The organism is Saccharothrix sp. (assembly GCF_031180885.1).
In the GTDB taxonomy this organism is placed as follows: domain Bacteria; phylum Actinomycetota; class Actinomycetes; order Mycobacteriales; family Pseudonocardiaceae; genus Actinosynnema.
Genome location: NZ_JAPSLK010000004.1, coordinates 172,050 through 192,943, shown reverse-complemented (window position 1 = coordinate 192,943; position 20,894 = coordinate 172,050). Strand labels below are relative to the sequence as shown.

At 70.4% G+C, this 20,894-nt stretch carries 18 protein-coding genes; 17 read left to right on the top strand and 1 reads right to left on the bottom strand.

What is annotated here, in order from left to right:
• Positions 1–20 precede the first annotated feature (20 nt).
• The 13 genes from RIN75_RS09140 (at position 21) to RIN75_RS09080 (ending at position 16,156) form a co-directional block, all read left to right on the top strand.
• Positions 21–1,016 carry a gluconate 2-dehydrogenase subunit 3 family protein gene (locus tag RIN75_RS09140; RefSeq protein ID WP_309111381.1) on the top strand — a complete coding sequence of 332 codons (996 nt, stop codon included), beginning with the start codon at positions 21–23 and terminating at the stop codon, positions 1,014–1,016.
• A gap of 5 nt (positions 1,017–1,021) precedes the next feature.
• Entirely contained in the window at positions 1,022–2,815 is a 1,794-nt protein-coding gene (locus tag RIN75_RS09135) for a GMC family oxidoreductase (protein ID WP_309111380.1), read from the top strand.
• Entirely contained in the window at positions 2,812–3,957 is a 1,146-nt protein-coding gene (locus RIN75_RS09130) for a hypothetical protein (protein WP_309111379.1), read from the top strand. The genes RIN75_RS09135 and RIN75_RS09130 overlap by 4 nt, the downstream gene beginning before the upstream one ends.
• A 29-nt stretch (positions 3,958–3,986) precedes the next feature.
• On the top strand, positions 3,987–5,222 hold the full coding sequence (locus tag RIN75_RS09125; protein WP_309111378.1) for a hypothetical protein: 1,236 nt from the start codon (positions 3,987–3,989) through the stop codon (positions 5,220–5,222).
• A gap of 771 nt (positions 5,223–5,993) precedes the next feature.
• Positions 5,994–7,415, top strand: a complete 1,422-nt coding sequence (locus tag RIN75_RS09120) for a glycoside hydrolase family 15 protein (protein WP_309111377.1) — start codon at positions 5,994–5,996, stop codon at positions 7,413–7,415.
• Between the two features lie 83 nt (positions 7,416–7,498).
• Positions 7,499–9,424: a GMC family oxidoreductase gene (locus RIN75_RS09115; RefSeq protein WP_309111376.1), complete on the top strand. Its 1,926-nt coding sequence runs from the start codon at positions 7,499–7,501 to the stop codon at positions 9,422–9,424.
• Positions 9,421–10,533, top strand: coding sequence for a ferritin-like protein (locus tag RIN75_RS09110; RefSeq protein WP_309111375.1), 1,113 nt, complete (start codon positions 9,421–9,423; stop codon positions 10,531–10,533). Before RIN75_RS09115 ends, RIN75_RS09110 begins: the two co-directional genes overlap by 4 nt.
• On the top strand, positions 10,530–11,051 hold the full coding sequence (locus tag RIN75_RS09105) for a hypothetical protein (protein ID WP_309111374.1): 522 nt from the start codon (positions 10,530–10,532) through the stop codon (positions 11,049–11,051). Before RIN75_RS09110 ends, RIN75_RS09105 begins: the two co-directional genes overlap by 4 nt.
• Complete coding sequence (iolE, locus tag RIN75_RS09100) at positions 11,035–11,958, top strand: myo-inosose-2 dehydratase (protein WP_309111373.1); 924 nt, start codon at positions 11,035–11,037, stop codon at positions 11,956–11,958. Before RIN75_RS09105 ends, iolE begins: the two co-directional genes overlap by 17 nt.
• A 54-nt stretch (positions 11,959–12,012) precedes the next feature.
• Positions 12,013–13,068 carry a sugar phosphate isomerase/epimerase family protein gene (locus RIN75_RS09095; RefSeq protein ID WP_309111372.1) on the top strand — a complete coding sequence of 352 codons (1,056 nt, stop codon included), beginning with the start codon at positions 12,013–12,015 and terminating at the stop codon, positions 13,066–13,068.
• A 42-nt stretch (positions 13,069–13,110) separates the two neighbouring features.
• Positions 13,111–13,938 carry an MBL fold metallo-hydrolase gene (locus RIN75_RS09090; RefSeq protein ID WP_309111371.1) on the top strand — a complete coding sequence of 276 codons (828 nt, stop codon included), beginning with the start codon at positions 13,111–13,113 and terminating at the stop codon, positions 13,936–13,938.
• 19 nt (positions 13,939–13,957) lie between these two features.
• Positions 13,958–15,628: a thiamine pyrophosphate-dependent enzyme gene (locus RIN75_RS09085; RefSeq protein WP_309111370.1), complete on the top strand. Its 1,671-nt coding sequence runs from the start codon at positions 13,958–13,960 to the stop codon at positions 15,626–15,628.
• A 345-nt stretch (positions 15,629–15,973) separates the two neighbouring features.
• On the top strand, positions 15,974–16,156 hold the full coding sequence (locus RIN75_RS09080) for a hypothetical protein (protein ID WP_309111369.1): 183 nt from the start codon (positions 15,974–15,976) through the stop codon (positions 16,154–16,156).
• A gap of 404 nt (positions 16,157–16,560) precedes the next feature.
• Here the strand turns inward: RIN75_RS09080 and RIN75_RS09075 are convergent, their stop codons facing one another.
• A complete protein-coding gene (locus RIN75_RS09075; protein ID WP_309111368.1) occupies positions 16,561–17,553 on the bottom strand; it encodes a helix-turn-helix domain-containing protein in 993 nt (330 codons plus the stop codon).
• A 132-nt stretch (positions 17,554–17,685) separates the two neighbouring features.
• Here RIN75_RS09075 and RIN75_RS09070 point away from each other — a divergent pair, with 132 nt between their 5' ends.
• The 4 genes from RIN75_RS09070 (at position 17,686) to RIN75_RS09055 (ending at position 20,692) form a co-directional block, all read left to right on the top strand.
• Entirely contained in the window at positions 17,686–18,567 is an 882-nt protein-coding gene (locus tag RIN75_RS09070) for an NAD(P)-binding domain-containing protein (protein ID WP_309111367.1), read from the top strand.
• Positions 18,564–19,430, top strand: a complete 867-nt coding sequence (locus tag RIN75_RS09065; RefSeq protein WP_309111366.1) for an NAD(P)-binding domain-containing protein — start codon at positions 18,564–18,566, stop codon at positions 19,428–19,430. Before RIN75_RS09070 ends, RIN75_RS09065 begins: the two co-directional genes overlap by 4 nt.
• Positions 19,427–19,927: a pyridoxamine 5'-phosphate oxidase family protein gene (locus tag RIN75_RS09060; protein ID WP_309111365.1), complete on the top strand. Its 501-nt coding sequence runs from the start codon at positions 19,427–19,429 to the stop codon at positions 19,925–19,927. The genes RIN75_RS09065 and RIN75_RS09060 overlap by 4 nt, the downstream gene beginning before the upstream one ends.
• A 111-nt stretch (positions 19,928–20,038) precedes the next feature.
• Positions 20,039–20,692 (top strand): HD domain-containing protein, encoded by a 654-nt coding sequence (locus RIN75_RS09055; RefSeq protein ID WP_309111364.1) that lies wholly within the window; start codon positions 20,039–20,041, stop codon positions 20,690–20,692.
• Positions 20,693–20,894 lie beyond the last annotated feature (202 nt).

The window sequence follows — 20,894 nt, the reverse complement described above, 5'->3', positions numbered from 1 at the left end:
CGTCCAGGTGGGTGAAGGCCATGCCCGTCGTGCAGGTAGCCCGAGACGACCAGTACGTGCTCAACCACACCACCCGCTTCCTCGCCCGCGACACCGGCGAGGTGTCCGAGCCGTTCCACCTGCCGGTGGTCGACACCCACTGGGACGGCACCTCGGCGGAGACGTCCTACCGCTTCAACGACGTCACCTTCGTGCACCGCGACGACCAGGCGGGCGAGGTGGGCGTGGTGGGCACGTTCGGCGACCTGCACACCCCGGTCCCGCTGCGCCGGGTCCGGTTCCTGGACGAGCCGACCGGCCTGTGGGCGCTCACCGTGCGGGTCGGCAAGGGCCAGGTCCACCGCTACCGGTTCACCGTGGACGGCCGGTCCGTCCTCGACCCGGTGAACCCCCAACGGCTCCGGTCGGACAACGGGCAGGAGTGGTCGCGGTTCTTCACCCACGGGTGCGCCGTGCCGATCAGCTTCGACCGCTGGGAGCTGCGGCTGCTGGAGCGGCTGGTGACGCAGGTGCTGCCGTTCCAGCTCGCCGAGAATCGGCGGTTCCTCGCCGACTTCTACCACGGCCTGAGCCGCGCCGAGCGGGACCGGCGGTTCCCGCTGGCGTTCCTCATGGACGAGTCGGTCGGCGTGGTCAACTTCATCGACAAGCTGGTGGCCCGCGAGGAGCGGCACAACCTCGACGACTACAAGACGTGCCTGCTGCTGATCGACGGCGTCCTGCGCGCCCGCTTCCCCGGCCGGGAGCCCGCCGAGCTGGGCAGGCAGGCCTTCATGGACCTCTACGACGAACTGGCCGCTAACAACGTCCCGGGCTGGGACACCGGCCGGTACGGCGAGCCGCGCCACTTCCTGGTCCTGCTCCGCCGCCACGCCATGACCGGCGCGTTCGCGCACCCCAAGCACGGCGGCAACCAGGGCGCGGCGGCGTGGGCCTACCTCGCCGAGCGCTTCGCGTTCGACTGGCGCGCGGCGATCGAGGCGCCGCTGGGCCGCAACACCGACTACCGGGGGTAGAGACCATGGCCGACGAGGCGTTCGACGCGGTGATCATCGGCAGCGGCGCGGGCGGGGCACCCGTCGCGCACGCGCTGGTGCGTGCGGGCAAGCGCGTGCTGGTGCTGGAGAAGGGGCCGCTGTTCCACGCCCAGCACACCAGCGCCGACGGCCTGTCGGACTTCAAGCGCGACGAGGAGTTCGCCACCGGCGCGGAGAAGGTGCTGCGGGTCCAGGGCGTGGCCAACACCGGCGTGTCGTTCTACTCCAGCCACGTCGAGCCCGACCTCAACGACGAGCCGCACGTCTACCGCGACAGCGACGGCCGCGACAAGGCGACCATCGAGGGCTACACGGCCCAGGTCGTCGGCGGCGGCACGCAGCTCTACGGCGGGGTGTCGCTGCGGTTCGCGCCCGACGACTTCCGGCTGCGCACGGTGAACCGGGACCGGGACGACCTGCGCGCCGACCCCAACGGCGACGTCGCCCGCGAGGCCCGCGACTGGCCGTTCGGCTACGACGACCTGGAGCCGTGGTACTGCCGCGCCGAGGAGCTGATCGGCATCAACGGCACGCGCGACGGCCAGCTCAAGCCCGCGAGCGTGGACAACTACCAGCAACCGCTGGCGCCCAACAGCATCAGCGCGCACGTCGCGGCCGGGATGGACGCGCTGGGCTACCGCCGCTACCGCACGCCGCTGGCGGTCATCACCGAGGACCACGCGCCCAGCGGCCGCACGGTGCCCGCCGACCGCGAGTCGATCAAGACGGCGTTCGTCAACCGCTACGGCGACCCGCTGGGGTGGAAGTCGAACACGTGGGTGTCGCTGCTGCACCCGGTCTCCGCCGAGCCGGGTTTCTCGTTGCGCGCCAACTGCTCCGTGACGCACCTGTCCGCGACCGGCCCGCGCGTGACCGCCGTGCACTACCGCGACCCGCTCGGCCGCGAGCGGACGGTGTCGGGCACGGTCGTCGTGGTGGCGTGCAGCGCGATCGAGTCGGTGCGGCTGTTGCAGCTGTCCGCCGAGCGCGACGCGGCCTTCGCGGACCGGATCAACGGCAACGACCTGCTCGGCCGCTACTTCCTCACGCACTGCTTCGGCGGCGCGTCGGCGCGCGTGCCCGGCCGGCACGACAAGTCGCGCACGCTCGACTCCGACTGGGCCACCGACGCGTGCGCCGCGCCGGAGTTCGTGCGCGCCAACAACCTGTGGGCGGGCGGCGCGATCTACAACAACACGTCGGACTCGGCGCTGCCGATCAGCATGGCGCGCACGTGGGCCGCCAACGACATGGACACCATGTGGAAGGGCTACCTGTACGACCTGGACATGCGCGGCGACGGGTTCGACGGCTACCTGACCGAGAACTTCGGCCGGCAGCTGTCGGTGGCGTTCATGGCCAACCAGGTCCCGTTGCCCACCAACCGGATCACCCTGCACCCGGCGGTGCGGGACAAGTGGAACCGCCCGGTCGCCAACATCGACAAGGGCTGGCACGGTCACGACCGCGCGGTCATGGACGTGCTGGCCGAGCAGTGCCGCCGCATCCTCGCCGCGGGCGGTGACGGCGTGCAGGTGATCGGCCACGGCCACGTCGGCAACGACGTGCGGCGCATCGCCAACCACGTCCTCGGCGGCGCGCGCTTCGGCACCGACCCGGACGACTCGGTCCTCGACCCGGACTGCCGCGCGTGGCGGTTCGACAACCTCTACGTCACCGACGGGTCGTTCATGCCGACCTCGGGCGGCGCCAACCCGACCCTGACCATCCAGGCCAACGCCTTCCGCGTCGGCGACCTGCTCACCACGAGGGTGTGACCGCCGTGGACCCCGCCTTCGACGACATCTTCACCCAGCCGGAGAACGAGATCTTCCGGGTCGTGTTCTACCCGGACCGCATCTACCACTCGCGCTACCTGCACGCCGCGCGCAGCCCCCGCTACCGCTACGACGTGGACGAGGTGCGCAACGGCCCGGACATCACCGCGATGAAGGGCAGCGTGTACCTCGACGGCGCGCGGCTGTGCAGCGTGCTGCGCCTGGAGTACCGCGCGGGCCGCCTCACCGAGCTGGTCCGCGAACGCGGCCGGCGGCTGGGCGACTCGCTGAACGCCTGGGTGCGGCTGCTGCCCGCCGACGGCTCGCTGACCGCCGACGCGACGGTGACGTTGCGCTACGACAAGGCCGTCGACGCCTACGCGGTGGAGATGTGGGACACCCTGGAACCACCCGAGCCCACCCACCACGACTACCGCGTGCTGCCGCTGATGGGCGCGAACGCCCCGATCACGCGCCCGCCGGCCCTCGCGCCCGCACTGGTCGACATCAGGGCGCTGCGGCGGCTGGAGGTCGCGTTCAGCGAGGTGGCGATGACCACGCCGACCGGCCACCCGGTGGCCGACGTCCAGTGGGACAACAACTTCCTGCGCTCGCACCAGGAGCCGCGCGACCCGGCGCCGTCCTCGGACAACAACACCGTGCGCGACCTGAACTACCTGCTGGACTACCGGCGCGGGTGGTTCGTCGCGGACGCGGCGCGGGTGCCGCCGGTGCGCTACCGCAACGCCATGATGGACCCGGGCAACCCGGACGCGGGCGAGGGCAACGTGCTGGAGATGCGCTGGCTCGTGCAGCGCGAACTGGGCGGCGACCTGGTGTTCTTCCACGAGGTGACCATCCCGCCCGGTGTCGTGGAGGGCACGCACCGCCACATCGGCTCCGAGGAGCTGTACTACGTGGTGTCCGGCCGCGGACGAGCCTACCTGGGCGTGGACGACGACCCGGACGCCGCGGACGAGCCGGTCGTGGAGCGCCACGTGTACGGCATCGGGCCCAAGCCGTGCCGCGAGGTCGCCGTGGGCCCCGGCAGCACCCTGTTCACCAAGAGCGGCGGCATCCACGGCATCCGCGCCGACGGCGACGAGCCGCTGAAGTTCGTCGCGTTCCTGTACCAGCCGTGATCCGGCGTACCAGCCCGAGAGGAGGGGCCGTGCGGCTACCCCAAGGCGACACCGTGCACCGGGTCGAGCCCGGCGCCGTGCCGAACTACTCGTCCGACAACCCGCTGGAGCGCTTGCTCACGGTGGTGCAGGAGACCCGGCTCGCGGCCGAGCTGGAGTGCTACGCGACGCCGTCGCTGCAGTACCTGCTGCCGCACGAGTGGCTGGCGCTGTACGGGCCGAGCAGCCCGAACACCGACGTCCTCGACCCGGCCGCGCAGGATTTCAAGACCGACTTCCAGAAGCAGAACGTCGCCGACTTCCGGCTCGGCGACACCAGGGCGGTGCGCGGCTGGGCGTTGGCGGGCGACTGGACCGGCCCGTTCCTGCACCTGTCCCACCGCGCGGGCCCGGACAGCGCGCTCGCGCGGGCGCACCGGGGATCGCTCGGCGACCGGCTGCTGGTGGACGTGCGGGTCGAGGGCGGCGGGCAGGCCGAGGTGGAGGCGCCCTACGACCCCGACAGCGGCCGTTACGTCGCCGAGCTGTGGGGCTACGGCGGCGCCGACCTGGAGTCCCGGGTCGGCGCGCGCGGGCGGCAGTCGCTCAAGCTCGGCATCCTCCAGGCGCGGCCCGACCTGGCGCGCGGCGCGCCGGACGCGTTCGCCCGCGCGGGGCTGGACGGCCGGGACGTCCGCGACATCGCGCCGGACCACCTGCTGCACCCGGTGCGGCCGCTGCGGGTCGTGCTGCGGTGGCGCAGCGCGGACCGCGCCACCGAGGTCGGGCCGGTGACCCTCGCGTTCGGCATGGTGGTCCGCGGCTGGGACGCGTTCCTGGAGGTCGGCCGCAGCCCGAACCCGCACGGCGGCATCGGGTTCCTGGAGTACCGCAACCTGCTGTCGAACTACTTCCGGTTCACCGGGTCCGGCGAGCTGGGCCGCACGCTGGAGCCGCACAACCTGGACGCGTTCGGCCGCAAGGCGGCCGCGGGCGCACGTGAGCCCTTCCTGGCCGTGGACTACATGGACCTGCACGTGCTGGACGCCGGGTGCGGCATCGGCCTGCACCGGCACCGGGACAACTCCGAGGCGTTCCTGATGCTCGACGGCGAGGGCTGGATGGTGATCGGCGACTGGGCCGAGACCGACCTGCGGACCCGGTGCTTCGAGGTGCGGCTGCTGCGGGCGGGGCACCTGGCGCTGCTGAAGGGCGGCAACCTGCACGGCCTGGCCAACCCGTCGGACCACCGGATCTCGCTGTTCATGTTCGGCGGCTACGACTGACCGGCCGGCGCCGCAGCCACGCCCCGGTGCCGGCGAGCGCACCAACGACCCTGGACGCGCGGCGAAACCTTTCCACACCACCTCCCCCGCAGGACCGTGCACGTCGGGAGCGCACGGCCGGCCAGAGCACTCGGTCCCTCGACCGGACATGCACAGCCGGCAGCCGCGGTCTTCGGTTGCGCATGATCGGGTCACGCGCTCCGCCAGATCAGACGACACCTCGGCCACGTCGTCATCAGCACCACAGACCGCCGGCGATGGCGAGGTGCGACACCCTTGTCCGACGGGGTGTCGCGGGGCACGTCGCCACGGCTCACACAACCGGTGACGGACTGCCCGTGGCGCCGGCGCGGAAGAACGCACAGCAAGTGACGCCCTTAGGCTGTTCGTGGAAATCGCGCCACACTCGAAGGTGCTCGTTTCGCCATTGTCTTCCCCGGGTAGCCGCCCGAACCCTATGTTCGACGCACTGGCGATACCTGCGGCGAACACGGGAACGGCTTCCGCCGGCCGTTCCGGCACGCCATTCCGGCGGAGGGTGGAGGTCCCATGATCGGCGAAACCTAATTCGCCACATTATTGCGGACAGCGGTGCCACCGGGGTTGGCCACAGGCGTCAACAGGGCAGATAACCGCTGGTCAGATCACTGACGGCGCGACGGCCGCCAGTCTCGTGCTCGTTTTCGCACGCCTGTGCCCAACGTGGACGAATAGCGGGTATCACCGCTTTTCGATCGCGCGAACACGCTCGACAAATATACGGAGTCAGCCATGCTCACGTCCGCTGCCCCGCTCGACCTGCCCGCGCGCACGAATCGACCCGCCAGCACTTCTCCAGCGCGGGAGAGCGTCCAGAACTCCAGTGCGGTCGACCTGCCGTCGCTCGTGCCGATCATGTACACCCTCATGTTCCGCAACATCGCCAGCAACGGTTTCGTCTTCAGCGATCCGCAGTCGCCGGGCGACCGCTCCCGGGATTCGAAGCCGGGTTGCGTCATCGCCGCGCCGTCCTTCCCTGCGCAGACCCCGGGCATCGACCAGGACTACGTCTTCAACTGGGTGCGCGACGGCGCCATCACGGCCATGGAAGTGGCCAAGGCCGTCATGCCCACCGGACTGGGCGGGTCCGTGGAGGCGCTCAACGACTACGTGGCGTTCGCCGACCTCTGCCACGCCAACGCCCAGCCGCCGTGGACCAAGGGCCACGCCTGCTTCACGATCGCGGGCGACGTCCGACCGTGGAGCGAGCAGAACGACGGCCCGGCCCTGCAGTCGATCACCATCCTGGCCGCCTACGACCAGCTCGACACCGACTCCCGGAAGCGGGCGGTCGGCCTGGTGAACGCGAACGTGGCCTACCTCCTCGGCGTCTACCAGAACCCCACCACGAACTTGTGGGAGGAGCACGCCGGCTACAGCTTCTTCGCCCGGTCCGCCCAGCTGCGCTGCTTCCAGGAGGTCCTGGCCTCGACCATCCCCGGCATCGACAAGCCCGCCGGGCTGCGGCCCGCCACCGACTGGCTGCGCCAGGCGCTCGCGGACCACTGGGACGGCAGCATGTACGTCAGCGTGATGGCCGACCGGGGCAACGGCGTCCAGCCGTCGCCGCACGACCCGGTCGTGAGCGGGTACGACCCGAACGTCGACATCGTCCAGGCGGCGGTCTACGGCGCCGTTCCCGTCACGGACACCAAGCTGCTGGCCACCGCGGCCCAGCTGCGCGCGCAGTGGGAGGAGGGCGGCATCGCCTTCTACCCGATCAACAAGTCCGACCGGGAGCGGTTCGGCATCGGGCCGCTGTTCGGCCGCTACCCCGGTGACGTCTACGACGGCGACACGTCGGACCCGATGCTCGGCGGCCACCCCTGGGCCCTGTCCACGTGCAACGTCGCCGAGCTGCACTACAAGCTCGCCGCCGAGATCAAGTCGAGCGGCAAGGTGCCCGTGGACGAGTTGTCCGCCCCGTTCTTCGTCCAGTCCGGCATCGACGCGTCGACGTCCCCGGCGGACGCGGCGGACGCCCTCGTGGCGACCGGTGACGGCATGGTGCGTGCCGTCGTCTACCACAGCGACCACCTGGAGCTGTCCGAGCAGTTCGACGGCACCACCGGCTACGAGCGCAGCGTGCGCAACCTGACGTGGAGCTACTCCGCGTACCTGTCCGCCATGCGGGCCCGTGCCCAGGCCGTGTGACGGCGTGGCCGACCCCACCGATCCCGAACGACCACCACACCGGCCCGGCCGCGCCCGCGGCCCGGCGGAGGAGTGAATGCCTGATGTTCGTGAAATTCCCCGAAGGCGAGGCGAAGCGCACCGACCCCACGACAGCGGGCGGCGTCGTCTACGACGCCGTCATCGTCGGCGGCGGGATCGCCGGGGCCCTGATCGCCGCACGGCTGGGCGCTGCGGGCAAGAGCGTGCTGATCCTCGACGCGGGTCCGGCCGAAGACCTCACGCTGAGGGGCTACGAGAGCTACCTCGACCGCTTCTACTCCGCCACCAACAAGGACAACCAATCCCCCTACCCGGTCAACCCCAACGCCCCGATGCCGCGCGGCACCGACGCGCGGCGCATCTTCCCGGGCGTGCCCGACTCGTCGGCCTACATCGTCCAGAGCGGGCCGTTCGCGACCGACACGACGTACACGAGGGTCCTCGGCGGCACCACCATGCACTGGGAGGCCAAGACGCCGCGGATGCTTCCCGAGGATTTCCAGATGCGCTCGCTCTACGGCGAGGGTGCGGACTGGCCGCTCACCTACGAGGACCTCGCGCCGTACTACAACGAGGCCGAATACGAGATCGGCGTCTCCGCCGACGTGGACGACCAGTCCTACCTGGGGATCACGTTCGACGACGACTACGTGTTCCCGATGCAGGGGCTGCCTCTGTCGTACCTGGACCAGGTCGTCGCCCGGGACGTCGACGGGATGCCGGTCGAGTTGGACGGGGTGCAGCGGGAGCTGCGGGTCCGACCGTGGCCGCAGGGCCGCAACGGGGTGCCGAACCCGGCGTACAACGGCGGTGAGGGCTACGTGCCGGAGGGTGCGGTGAGCACCTACCAGGTCGAGGTCGGCGAACGGTGCCAGGGCAACAACAACTGCGTGCCCATCTGCCCGGTGCAGGCCAAGTACCACGCCGGCAAGACGCTCGCCCGGGCCCTCCAGAACCCCCAAGTGCACCTGGTGGGCCAGGCGGTGGCCTACAAGGTGCACGTCGACGAGCACACGGGCCGGGTGACCGAGATCGAGTACCGCCGTTACGACAAGCCCGACAGCGCTCATTTCACCACCGAGCGGGCCCGCAGCAGGTTGTTCGTCCTGGCCGCCAACGCGGTGGAGAACCCGCGGCTGATGCTGGCCTCCGGGCTGCGCGGCTCCAACGGCCTGATGGGGCGCAACTTCATGGACCACGCCTACCTGCTGGCGTGGGCGCGGCTGCCCGAGCCCGCGGGCACCTTCCGCGGCACGAACTGCACCGGCGGCATCACCGAGCTGCGCGGTGGCCGCTTCCGCCGGCGCCAGGCGGCGTTCAGCGTCGACATCCACAACGACGGCTGGGGCTGGGCCAGGGGCGCGCCGATGAGCGACCTGGCCGACCTGGTGGACGCGGGTGGCCGGTACGGCGAGTCCCTCCGGCAGGGCCTGGTGGACCGGGTGTCGACCCAGCTGCTGCTGGCGTTCATGGTCGAGGTGCCCGCCAACCCGAGCAACCGCGTCACCGTGGACCCGGCCTACACCGACCACCTCGGGAACATGCGGCCCATCCTGACCTACGACATCCCCGACTACACGATGCGCGGCGTGGCGTACGCCCGGCAGCTGTCGAAGCGGATCTTCGCCCGCCTCGGAGCCGAGGACCACACCCAGTACGACCCGAGCTTCTGGGGTTACGCCGTCTACGGCGGCGAAGGCTACGAGATCCGAGGGGGCAACCACCTCGCGGGCACCCACATGATGGGCCACGACCGGTCGATGTCGGTGGTCGACAAGGACCAGCGGTCCTGGGACCACGAGAACCTCTACCTGGTCGGTGGGGGGAGCATGCCCACCGTGAGCACGTCGAACGTGACGCTCACCATCGCCGCCCTGAGCCTGCGCAGCGTCCGCGCGATGCTGGACCAGCTCGCCAAGGAGTCCGCGCCCATCCGCGTCACCTCGGAGGCGCGTGCCCAGGGCCTGCCGCGGGAGGTGACCCTGTGATCGAGACGACCATCAACGACCGCGACGACCTGATCAAGTACCTGCACAAGGCGATGGTGCTCGAGCACGCGACCATCCCCCCTTACCTGACCGCGTACTACTCGATCCACCCCACCACCAACTCCGACGCCGCCCACATCATCCGAGTCGTCGCGGTGGAGGAGATGCTGCACCTGACCCTCGTCGCCAACGTCCTGAACGCCATCGGCGGGACGCCCGACCTGACCCGGCCCGACTTCGTGCCGTCCTACCCGACCTACCTGCCCGACGGGGAGCGGGACTTCGTCGTCGACCTGCGGCCCTTCTCGCCCGAGGCGGTGGAGACGTTCTGCAAGATCGAGCGGCCGGCCCTGGCTCCCGACGGCGCACGGCTGATGCCCGCGTCGAGCACCGCCACGCCGTCGTTGGTCACCAGCCCGACCCGCGAGGAGATGCGCTTCTACAGCATCGGCGAGTTCTACGCGGAGATCATCGAGGGGTTGCAGGTGGTGGCGGCCCAGGAACCCGACCTGTTCTGCGGTGACCCGGCCCGGCAGGTGAGGCCCGAGTACTTCTACTCCGGCGGCGGGCAGGTGATCGTCGTCTCCGATTTGAACTCCGCTCTGCGGGCGCTGGAGTTCATCGCCGAACAGGGCGAGGGCCTCGATGGCGGGATCTACGACAAAGAGGAAGAGCTGGCCCACTACTACCGGTTCCGTCAGCTGCACTTCGGCAGGTACTACCAGAAGGGCGACTCCCCCCACGACGCACCGTCGGGACCGCGGCTCGACATCGACTGGGACGCCGTCTACCCGGTGAAGGTCAACGCCAAGCTGGCCGACTACCCGGTGGACTCGGAGCTCGCCCAGGTGGCCCGGGACTTCAACGCCGAGTACTTCGCCTTCCTCGGCCTCCTCGACACCGCGTTCAACGGCAAGCCCAGCCTCCTGCTGGACGCCATCTGGTACATGTTCCGGCTGCGTGACGGGATCAACCGGATCATCCGCAACCCCCTGCCGGGCAGCGGCGGCCTCCACGCCGCTCCCACCTTCGAGATGCCGACCGCGGTCGACTCCGCCCCGGGCGCCTCTCGGGGCACCGACGAGGCGGCGCGGGCGGTGGCGCGATGACCCCCGACGCGCTCGAGGACTTCCTCTCCCTCTCGGTCGACCTCACCGCCTTCGAGCGGACCGACCTGCTCGGCACCGGCCTGGCCCGCCAGTACCTGGCCAAGGTGCGGGACGCCTGCGGCGAGGACGTCGTCACCGCTTTGCTGGAGGCCCACCGGGCGGCCAGGACCGAGGCGGCCGAGGACGGCGCACGCCCCGACCCGCAGCGGCTCGACCGGGCGCTGCGCCATCGGATCTTCAGCGAGGAGCGCCTCGGGCCGGTGGCGCGCAACGTGATCAAGCTCTGGTACGCCGGGACGTGGTACGGCCTGCCACCCGAGTGGACCGACAGCTACGGGGCCCAACCGGCGGCCGAGACCTCCACCGTCACCGCAGCCTCCTACCAGGAAGGGCTGCTGTGGCGTGCCATCGCGGCCAACCCCCCGGGCGCCAAGGCCCCCGGCTACGGCGCCTGGGCACGACCACCCGCCATCGAAGACCGGTACCTGAAAGGCCGAAGCCATGACAGAACTGGGTGATCGCCTCAGCCCGGACAAGGTGATGCTGGGCGTCTGCTGCACCCTGTGGTGGAACGACGACTTCCCCACGATCGACGCGGGCATCCCCTTCGGGCAGGCCGTCAGCGAGGCCGCGCTGGCGGGCTTCCAGGGCACCAGCATCGGGCACAAGTTCCCCACGGACAACACCGTGCTCAAGGCCGCGCTCGACCTCCGCGGCCTGCGCGTGTCCGAGCCCTGGACGAGCACGTACTTCACGATCAACGACATGCGGCAGAAGACGATCGACGCCTTCGAGGACACGCTGACCCGCATCAAGGCGCTGGGCGGGACCGAGGTGGTGGTGGCCGAGTTCGGCGGGTCGTCGCACCTGCAGCCCGTCGACCTGTTCGCCAACCGCCCCGTGTTCACCGACGCCCAGTGGGACGACCTGACGTCGGGCTTGCAGGAGCTGGGCAAGATCGCCAACTCGGCCGGGATGCGGCTGAGCTACCACCACCACATGGGCACCGGCGTGATGTACCCCGACGAGGTCGACCGGCTCATGGCCTCGACCGATCCGACCCTGGTCCACCTGCTGCTCGACACCGGTCACATCGCCTTCGCCACCGGCGACCCGCTGGCGCCCCTGGAAGTGGCCAAGGCCCACGCCGACCGCATCGGCCACGTCCACATGAAGAGCATCCGGCCGGAGTTCACCGACCGCGTCCGCGCGGACGGGCTCTCGTTCCAGGACGGCATCGAACTCGGCGTCTTCACCGTGCCCGGCGACGGCGCGATCAAGTTCAAGCCCGTCCTCGAGGTGCTGGCCGACGCCGGCTACGAGGGATGGCTGGTCGTGGAAGCCGAGCAGGACCCCCGCACGGCCGACCCGCTCCAGTACGCCAAGAGTGCCCGCGCCCACCTCACCGAACTCCTGGGCTGGTAGCGGGGCTCGGCAGCACCGCCGACACCGGATCACCGCACGCAGAGGACACCAGGCATGAACGCGACAGGCAAGCGAGACGTGTTCTTCAGCTTCTTCATGTTCACGGCCGACCTGAGGCCGGAGGACACCGAGTACACCAAGGTCCTGGTCCGCCACCTGCAGACCCTCACCGAGATGGGCTACGACGGCTTCGACCTGCACATCGCCGGCCGCCCCCCGACCGTCGAGCACCAGGCCGAGATCGAGAGTTACGCCCGCCTCAAGAAGGCGTTCGACGAGGCAGGGCTCACCGGCGTCAAGTTCACCACCAACGTCGGGACCACCAAGACCTTCGACCCGACATCACCGTACGAACAACAGCGCGATCAAGCCCTGGCCTACCTCAAGTCCCGCGTGGACATCACCCGGGTGCTGAGCGGCGACTCGATCATGTCCGGGCCGTTCCTCTACCCCTACGGCGCCTTCCCGGTCACCGACGCCGGCGAGCCGATCTGGAGCGACGCCCTCCAGGACTGGATGGAACCGCGCTACCGCGCGGCGCGTCCCGTCCTGGAGGAGCTGTCGGCGTACGCGGCGGCGCGCGGGGTGAAGCTCGCCATCGAGCCCGTCAAGAACTGGGAGACCCCCGGACCCAACACGGTCTCCGAGGTGTTGGACTTCCTCGACGACCTCGGCGACGCGCAGTGCGGGGTGACGATCGACACGGCGCAGGTCGTGATGGAGAGTCGGGGGCCCTCGGTCTTCAAGGACGACGTCGCCCGAGCCGTGCAGCGGGATCGGCTGCACTACGTCCACATCTCCGCACCCGACCGGGGCGCGGTGCACGACAGCTGGATCCCGTGGGACGCCATCCTGCCCGAGGTCGAACCCGTCTACCGCGGGCCGTACCTGGTCGAGGTGTTCAACGCGATCCCACCGTTCGACAGCTCGATGCGCATGACACGCCGCCGGTTCTGGCGGCGCGACGAGGACCGACCGGTGCCCGGCGTCGCCGGCGCCTACGACATCGCCCTCGCCGCGCTGGCCGAGCTGCGGGAGCGGATCGCACGCACCGCGCAGGTCCCGGCCGGTGCACCGTCGCTGGCCGCCGCCCACGGCGGAGGTGCGTGACGAGGGCAGCCACACCCCTCCACCACGTCAGGGAGTTCCCGAATGCCCGCTCAACTGTCCGACCCCATCAGCATGGTCGTGAAGCAGACGGGCGACGTCCGCATCCACACCTTCGTCGCCTCCTTCACCGACGACAACATCGCCAACGCCACGCACATCGTCGAGACCCGGAACCAACTGGTCCTCATCGACGGGCAGTTCCTCGCCCCGTACGCGCGGGCCTTCCGGGCCTACGCGGACGGCCTGGGCAAGCCGATCGACCGGGTGTACCTCTCCCACCGGCACCCCGACCACTGGTTCGGCCTGGGCGCCGCGTTCGCCGACACCACGATCTACGCGTTGCCGGAAACCATCGGCTTCATCCAGGACCACGGCGAGGACTCCAGGAGCGACCACTGGAAGCTCGGCGACCTCCTCCCGGACCGGGTGGTCGTCCCGCAGAAGGTCGCCGTCCCCGGCGACGAGACGATCGACGGGGTCAGGTACACCTTCGACCGGGTGGTCGAAACCGAGATCGACTTCCACCTCACCGTCAAGCTCCCGGACCTGGGCGTCTGCTTCGCCCAGGACCTGCTCTACAGCGGCACCCACCTCTACCTCACCCAGCACATGGGCCACTGGATCGAGGTCCTGCGGGATCTGCTGGCCGAGGACTACGAGCTGTTCCTGCCCGGCCACGGCCTGCCGGCCGACAAGAACGAGGTCGCCCGCAACATCGAGTACCTCTCGGCCGCTCGACAGGCCGCCGGCGACGGGCTCACCGACGACGCCTTCAAGGACTTCCTGATCCGCCGGTATCCCGAGCGCAAGTGCCCGGGGATCTTCGACATCTACCTGCCGCGCCTGTTCGGCGGCGCGAGCGACTACTGACCCCGGAGGTGGTCAAGTCATGGACGAGCGATACACCGTCGGGCAGTACCTGGTCGACCGGCTGGAGCAGCTGGGCCTGCGACACCTGTTCTCCATCGCGGGCGACTACTCGATCGACTGGTTGAACGAGTACGTCACACCGAGCCGCATCGAGATCATCGAGGAGGTCAACGAGGTCAACGCCGGCTACGCGGCGGACGGGTACGCGAGGTTCAAGGGCATCGGAGCCCTGTGCGTCACCTACTCCGCGGGCGCGTTGTGCGCCGTGAACGCCCTCGCCGGCGCCTATGTCGAAAAGGTACCGCTCGTGCTGATCAACGGGGCCCCGAGCACCGAGAAGACCATCACCTTCCAACAGACCGGCTTCAGCGCGCACCACTTCATCAGCGGCAGTGAAACGGACCTCCAGTCGTTCGAGCACGTCACGGTCGCGACCGCGAGGATCGACAACCCGGACCTGGCGCCGGCTCTGATCGACCAGGCGCTGACCCGGTGCGTCAGCGAACGACGCCCGGTCTACATCGAGCTGCTCCAGGACATGGTCGACCTGGAGTGCGAGCCACCGCGGGGCGAGCTGAAGCGGGCCAGGACCCTGTCGGACCCGGAAAGCCTCAAGCAGTCGGTCGCGCGGATCGGCGCGGAGCTCAGGAACGCGAAGAACCCCCTCATCTGGATCGGCCCGGAGATCGACCGCTTCGGCCTGCAGGACAAGGCGCTGGAGCTGATCCACCAGCTGAACGTCCCGTTCGTCACGCAACTGCTGAGCAAAGCCGTGCTTCCCGAGGACGACGAGCTGTTCGTCGGCGTGTTCGACGGCAAGGCGTCCTCGACCGCCGTCACGGACCTGGTCGGGAACTCCGACTTCACCCTGGCCCTCGGCGTGTGGTTGACCGACATCAACTCGCTGGGCTGGCAGCACGACTTCGCCACGACGGCGTTCGCGTCGTTCGACGCGGTGAAGTTCGGCACCTTCTTCGGTGGTCAGGTCGCGCTGGAGCACCTGATCGAAGGGCTGCTGGCACAACAGGTCGCCCCCAGGACACCGCACCTGCCGGAGAAGCCGGTCCAACGCGTGCCGACCGTGGACTCGGCCGGCCAGATCACGTACCAGGGGTTCTACGACTTCATCCAGAAGTTCGTCGACGAGAACACCATCGTCGGCTGCGACGCGAGCATGAACTACCTCGGAAGCCTGCTGCTCCACGTGCCCGCTCAGGGCGCGTTCGTGGCCCAGTCGTCGTACTCGGCCATCGGCTACGCGGGACCCGCCGCGACGGGCATCTGCCTGGCCAAGGGGAGCGACCAGAGGGTGATCGTCTTCTCGGGTGACGGCGGTTTCCAGATGACCGCCCAATGCCTCTCGACGCAAACCCGGTTCCACCTGGACCCGATCATCTTCGTGATCGACAACGGGGTCTACGGGGTCGAGCAGTGGCTCGCCGACGCGACTGTCTTCACCGACAACACCCCGTTCTACCCGTCGTGCGTCCTGCACCGGTGGGACTACAGCAAGCTGGCCGAGGTGTTCGACTGTCACGGGTGGAAGGCCGGCACGTACGGGGAGTTGGAGGATGCCGTGACCGGCGCACTGGCCGGCTCGGGCAAGCCGTCCATCATCCAGGTCGTGATACCCGACAAGTCGATTCCCGACAACGGGCAGTGGAAAGCCGAGGCGGAAGACGCGCGCTGAGGTCCGGGGTCGACCGGGCGATCAGCGGATCTGTGGACCCGGGCGGGTACCGCTTGGGTATCGCGGGCGCGCCGCCGGGCTGGGAACAACGGTCATCCATCTGAACCCGACCTCGAACATCCGGTCCAAGACCGGTGAAGCCGGTCTTGGACCCACGCTCGGACTTGCGCCGGCGGAAGCGGGCCGGCGTTCAACTCCGGTGCGGGGCCGGCTTCGCGGGCCGGTCATGGCAGCGTGCCACCGCCGCATCCGGGCCACGACCGGTTCGCCGCACATGCCTGCGGTGGGGTCGTGTCGAGGGGTTTCGCAAGGCGTTGTGGCGGTATTGGCGACAGGATGCGACGCATGGCAGTGAAAGTGCAGTACCTCAAGCCGGGCACGGACAACATCGATGAGAATGAGCATGCGCAGGGCGAGTTCGTCGAGGTCAAGGACGGGCATCTTCTCGTGGGCGTGAAGGAGCTGTCGGGGCGTAGGACGGTGGCGGTCTATGCGTCGGGGAATTGGGTGAAAGCCGAAGTCGAGTAGTTCTCGATGCAGGCGAGGCCCCGTCGTCAAAGGGCTGCGACCCCTGTCGATTCATCGGCGCGTTCGGCTTCACCACCGAGCCGCCACTGCACAAGCGACGTCTGCCGCGACAGCGTGCACACCCTGGAACGCCGCACCCCGCCCGGCCTCGGCCGTGAGCTATCCGCCATCGGGGCGGGGTGCTGGACCATCCGCGGGACAGCGACCATGGAAGCAGGGTTGGTCGAGGACCATTGGAATTGGGCGTCCAGGAGGACCTCGACATCCAGATCACCGCCCTGCCCGCCGTCGGGTGCCAGCGGATCTTCTCCGAGAAGATCTAAGCGACAGTGGAGGCGACAAAATACGCCGTCGGAGGAGGACTGGCCGGCGGGTGTACTTCTGGTAGCGGCCGGGCGGCGCGGTCAGCGTGTCACCGCGGCACGGGGGAAGGCGCGGCGGTAGTCGCTGGGCGAGACGCCGATCTGCTTGACGAAGTGGTGGCGCAGGTTGTTCGCGGTGCCGAGGCCGCTGAGCTCCGCCACCTTCTCCACCGGGAGGTCGGTGGACTCCAGCAGCGTCTGCGCCCGGCCGAGGCGCTGGTTGAGCAGCCACTGCAGGGGCGTGGTGCCGGTGGTCTCGTGCAGCCGCCGGTAGAACGTGCGCGGGCTCACGGCCGCGCGGCGGGCCAGGTCCTCGATGGTCAGCGGCCGGTCCAGGTTGGCCCGCGCCCACTCCAGCACGGGCGCCAGTCCGCGTTCGTCGCTGGCCGGCACCGACAGGTCGATGAACTGCGCCTGGCCGCCCGGCCGGTGGGCCGGCACGACCATGCGGCGCGCCAGCTGGTTGGCCACGTGCGGGCCGAGGTCGCGGCGGACGAGGTGCAGGCACAGGTCGAGGCCCGCGGTCATGCCCGCGCTGGTGAGCACGTCGCCGTCGTCCACGTACAGCACCGAGTCGTCCACTTCCACCTTCGGGTACCGCTCGGCCAGCGCGGCGGTGTGCATCCAGTGCGCGGTCGCGCGGCGGCCGTCGAGCAGCCCCGCCTCGGCGAGCGCGAACGCGCCGGTGCACAGCGACACCATCCGCGCGCCGGCGTCGTGCGCCCGGCGCAACGCGGTGACGAGCCGTTCCGGCACCGGGGCGGCCGCGTCCACGCACAGCTCCGGCACCGACGCCACGATGACGGTGTCCGCGCCGACGAGGTCGTCCAGGCCGTACGGGGTGCGCAGCCCGAAGCCGGGTCCCGCGTGGCCGGAGCGCTCACCGGTCCCGCACAGCCGCAGCTCGTACCACGGGTCGGCCAGGTCGGGCTGGGGCTTGCCGAACACCGTGGCGGGGATGCTCAGCTCGTACAGGTCCCAGGAGACGAGGTCGATCTCGTCGGGCACGACCAGGGCGACGGTTCCCACGCTCATACCACCGATCCTATGGCAAGAATTTGGTGAAGGCCGTCATCAGTGCCACTGGTCGAGGCGGACCCGCGTTGCGAGGGTGGAGGGGAGTTGATCACCCCGCCTCGACGCGGGACTCATCCGGGAGAGACCGACATGACCTCTGTTCCCCAGCCCGTGACCGTCCTCGGGACCGGGGCGATGGGCACGGCGCTGGCCGGCGCCCTGCTCGACCGCGGCCACCGGACGACGGTGTGGAACCGCACCCCGGCCAAGGCGCAGCCACTGGTCGAGCGGGGCGCGCTCCTCGCGCCGACGCCCAGCGCGGCGATCGCGGCGAGCCCGCTCGTCATCGCCTGCGTCCTCGACTACGACGCCCTCTACGGCGCGCTCGACGGGTGCACGGACCTGCTGGCGGGCAAGGCTTTCGTCAACCTCACCTCCGGCAGCGCCGAGCAGGCGCGGGCGGCTCGGGACCGGTTCGACGGGCACGGCGCGGACTACCTCGACGGCGCGATCATGACCACACCGCCGGGTGTCGGCAGCCGCGAGGTGATGGTCCTCTACAGCGGCCCGCGCACCGCGTTCGACGCCCACCACGCCGCGCTGGAGGCGTTGGGCGACCCCGTGCACCTGGGCGACGACCCCGGTCTGGCCGCGCTCTACGACTCCGCGCTCCTCGGCCTGATGTGGTCGACCATGACCGGCTGGCTGCACGGCGCCGCGCTCGTCGGCGCGGACGGGACGGCGGCGACGGCGTTCACGCCGGTGGCGATCCGGTGGCTGACCACCGTGAACAGCTTCCTCACCCGGTACGCGTCCCAGGTGGACGCCGGCCACTACCCCGGCGACGACGCCACCATCGACGTGCAGATCGCCGCCATCGGGCACCTCCTCCACGCGGCGGCCGAACGCGGCCTGGACAACGCGCTGCCCGAACTGCTCAAGTCCACGATGGAACGCGCGCGGGCCGCCGGGAACGGCTCGTCCAGCTTCGCGGGCGTCATCGAGGTCCTGCGCGCGCAGGTGGCGGCGTGAACGCCCCGGTGAGCGTGATCGGGCTCGGCAACCTGGGCCGTGCGGCGGCCCGGCTCTTCCTGCGCGGCGGCCACCCGACGACGGTGTGGAACAGGTCCGCGGGCAAGGCGGCGGACCTGGTCTCCGCCGGTGCGACTCAGGCGGGCACGGCGGCCGACGCGTTCGCCGCGAGCCCACTGGTGGTCGTCGCCCTGCTGGACCCCTCGGTCGTGCGCGACGTGCTGGCGGACGTGGGCGAGGCGGCACGGGGCCGCGCGGTGGTGAACCTGACCTCGGGCGGCCCCGAGGACGCGCGGGCGCATGCCCACTGGGCGGCCGAGCACGGCGCGGACTACCTGCACGCAGCCGTCTACGCCGTGCCGCAGACGCTCGGCACGGACGACGCGTCGGTGAGCTACAGCGGTTCCGCGCGGGTCCACGAGGACTGGCGCGCCGTGCTGGACCTGTTGGCCAAGGGGACGTTCCTGGGCGCGGACGCGGGGCGGGCGTCGGCGTTCGACGTGGCCGTCCTCGCGGGGATGTACGGGACGCTGGGCGGGTTCCTGCACGCGGCGGCGATGGGCCGGGCCGCCGGGATCGACGCGGCCGAGCTGACGCCCGCGCTGGTGTCGTGGCTGACCGGCGTGTTCCCGGCGCTGTCCGGGTTCGCCGACGAGATCGACCGCGGTGACTTTGCGACCGAAGAGTCCTCTTTGGACATGAACCGGGCCGGCCTGGCCACGATCCTGCGCGCCTGCCAGTCGCTGGGCGTCGCCGCGCCCACCCTGCGGCCGTTGAAGGACCTGGTCGACCGGCAGGTCGCCGAGGGCCACGGCGCCGCGAGCCTCGCCCGCGTGGTCGAGTCGTTCGGCGGTGGCGCATGACCGAGGTCGTCCCGCGCTTCGCCGACCTGCGGGCCGAGTTCGACGCCTACGTCGGGGCGATCAGGTACGCCACGATGGTGACCGTCGACGCGCGGAACCGCCCGCGGACCAGGGTGCTGATCCCGGTGTGGGAGGACGTGGACGGCGAACCGCTCGGGTGGCTGGCCACGTACCGCACGCCGGTCAAGGCCGCGCACCTGGCCCGCAACCCGCACACCAGCTTCTCGTACTGGGCGCCGGGCAACAACTCCGTCGCCATCGAGGCCGAGGCCCGGTGGGACAACGCGTTGCCGACCAAGGAGCACGTGTGGGAGCTGTACCGGCGGACCAGCCCGCGCGGCGCGGGCTACCACCTCGGCAACTTCTGGACCGCGCCCTCCGACCCGCGGCTGCACGTGCTGCGGCTGACGCCGTGGCGCGTCCAGGTCATCCGCGGCGCGGACCTGCGCAGCCGGATCTGGCGCGGTGATCCGGACCGGGACTCCGGAACCGGCTGAAGCGCGGAGGTCCCCGCTTCGGAACCCCACCTTCAAGCTGCCTGAAGGCTGCGCTAAGCTTCAGGCAGCTTGAAGGTTGTGCGCGATCCTCCGACTCGGAACAGGTGTGTGATGGACCTCGAACTCCCCACGACCGACGTCGCCCAAGCCGCGATCCGCTTCGCGCGGACCGCGGAAACACCGGCGATCTTCAACCACAGCGTCCGCACCTACCTGTACGGGCGTTTCCTCGGCGAGCGCAACGGCCTGCGCCCCGACGCCGACTACGACGACGAACTGCTGTTCCTCGGCTGCGTCCTGCACGACGTCGGCCTGAGCGAGCAGGGCAACGGCGACCAGACCTTCGAGGTCGACGGCGCGGACCTCGCCGCGACCTTCCTCACCGACCGGGGTGTGCCGGCCGACCGGGTCGAGGTCGTGTGGGACGCCATCGCCCTGCACCTCAGCTTCAGCGTCGCCACCCGGAAACGACCGGAGATCGCCCTGGTCACCCTCGGCGCGGGCTACGACCTGACCCCCGACGCGGCGCACCCGCTACCCGAGGGCTACGCCGACCGCGTCCACGCCACCTACCCCAGGCTCGGCGGGACGGCCGCGCTGGCCGAAGCGGTCGTCACCCAGGCGCTGGCCAAGCCGCACAAGGCCCCGCCGTTCAGCCTGCCCGGCGAACTGGTGCGGCAGACCACCGGGCAGCCGTGGCCGACGTGGCGCGAACTGGCCCAGCGCGAACCGAGCTGGCACGACTACGCGGACAACGCCCGCTGACGCGTGGTGCCGAAGGCCGACGGCGGCGAAGACGAGGTATCGCGGAGAAGCGACCCCGATCGCGAAATCACCCACAACTCGCCGCCGTGTCATTGCGAGCCACCCGCGAGGAATGCGCTGCCGGAGACCACGGCCTCACGGGCGGTGTTGGCCACGGGTCGAGGGGCCTCGTGACGAGCCGCCGGTAACCGTCACGGTCGGG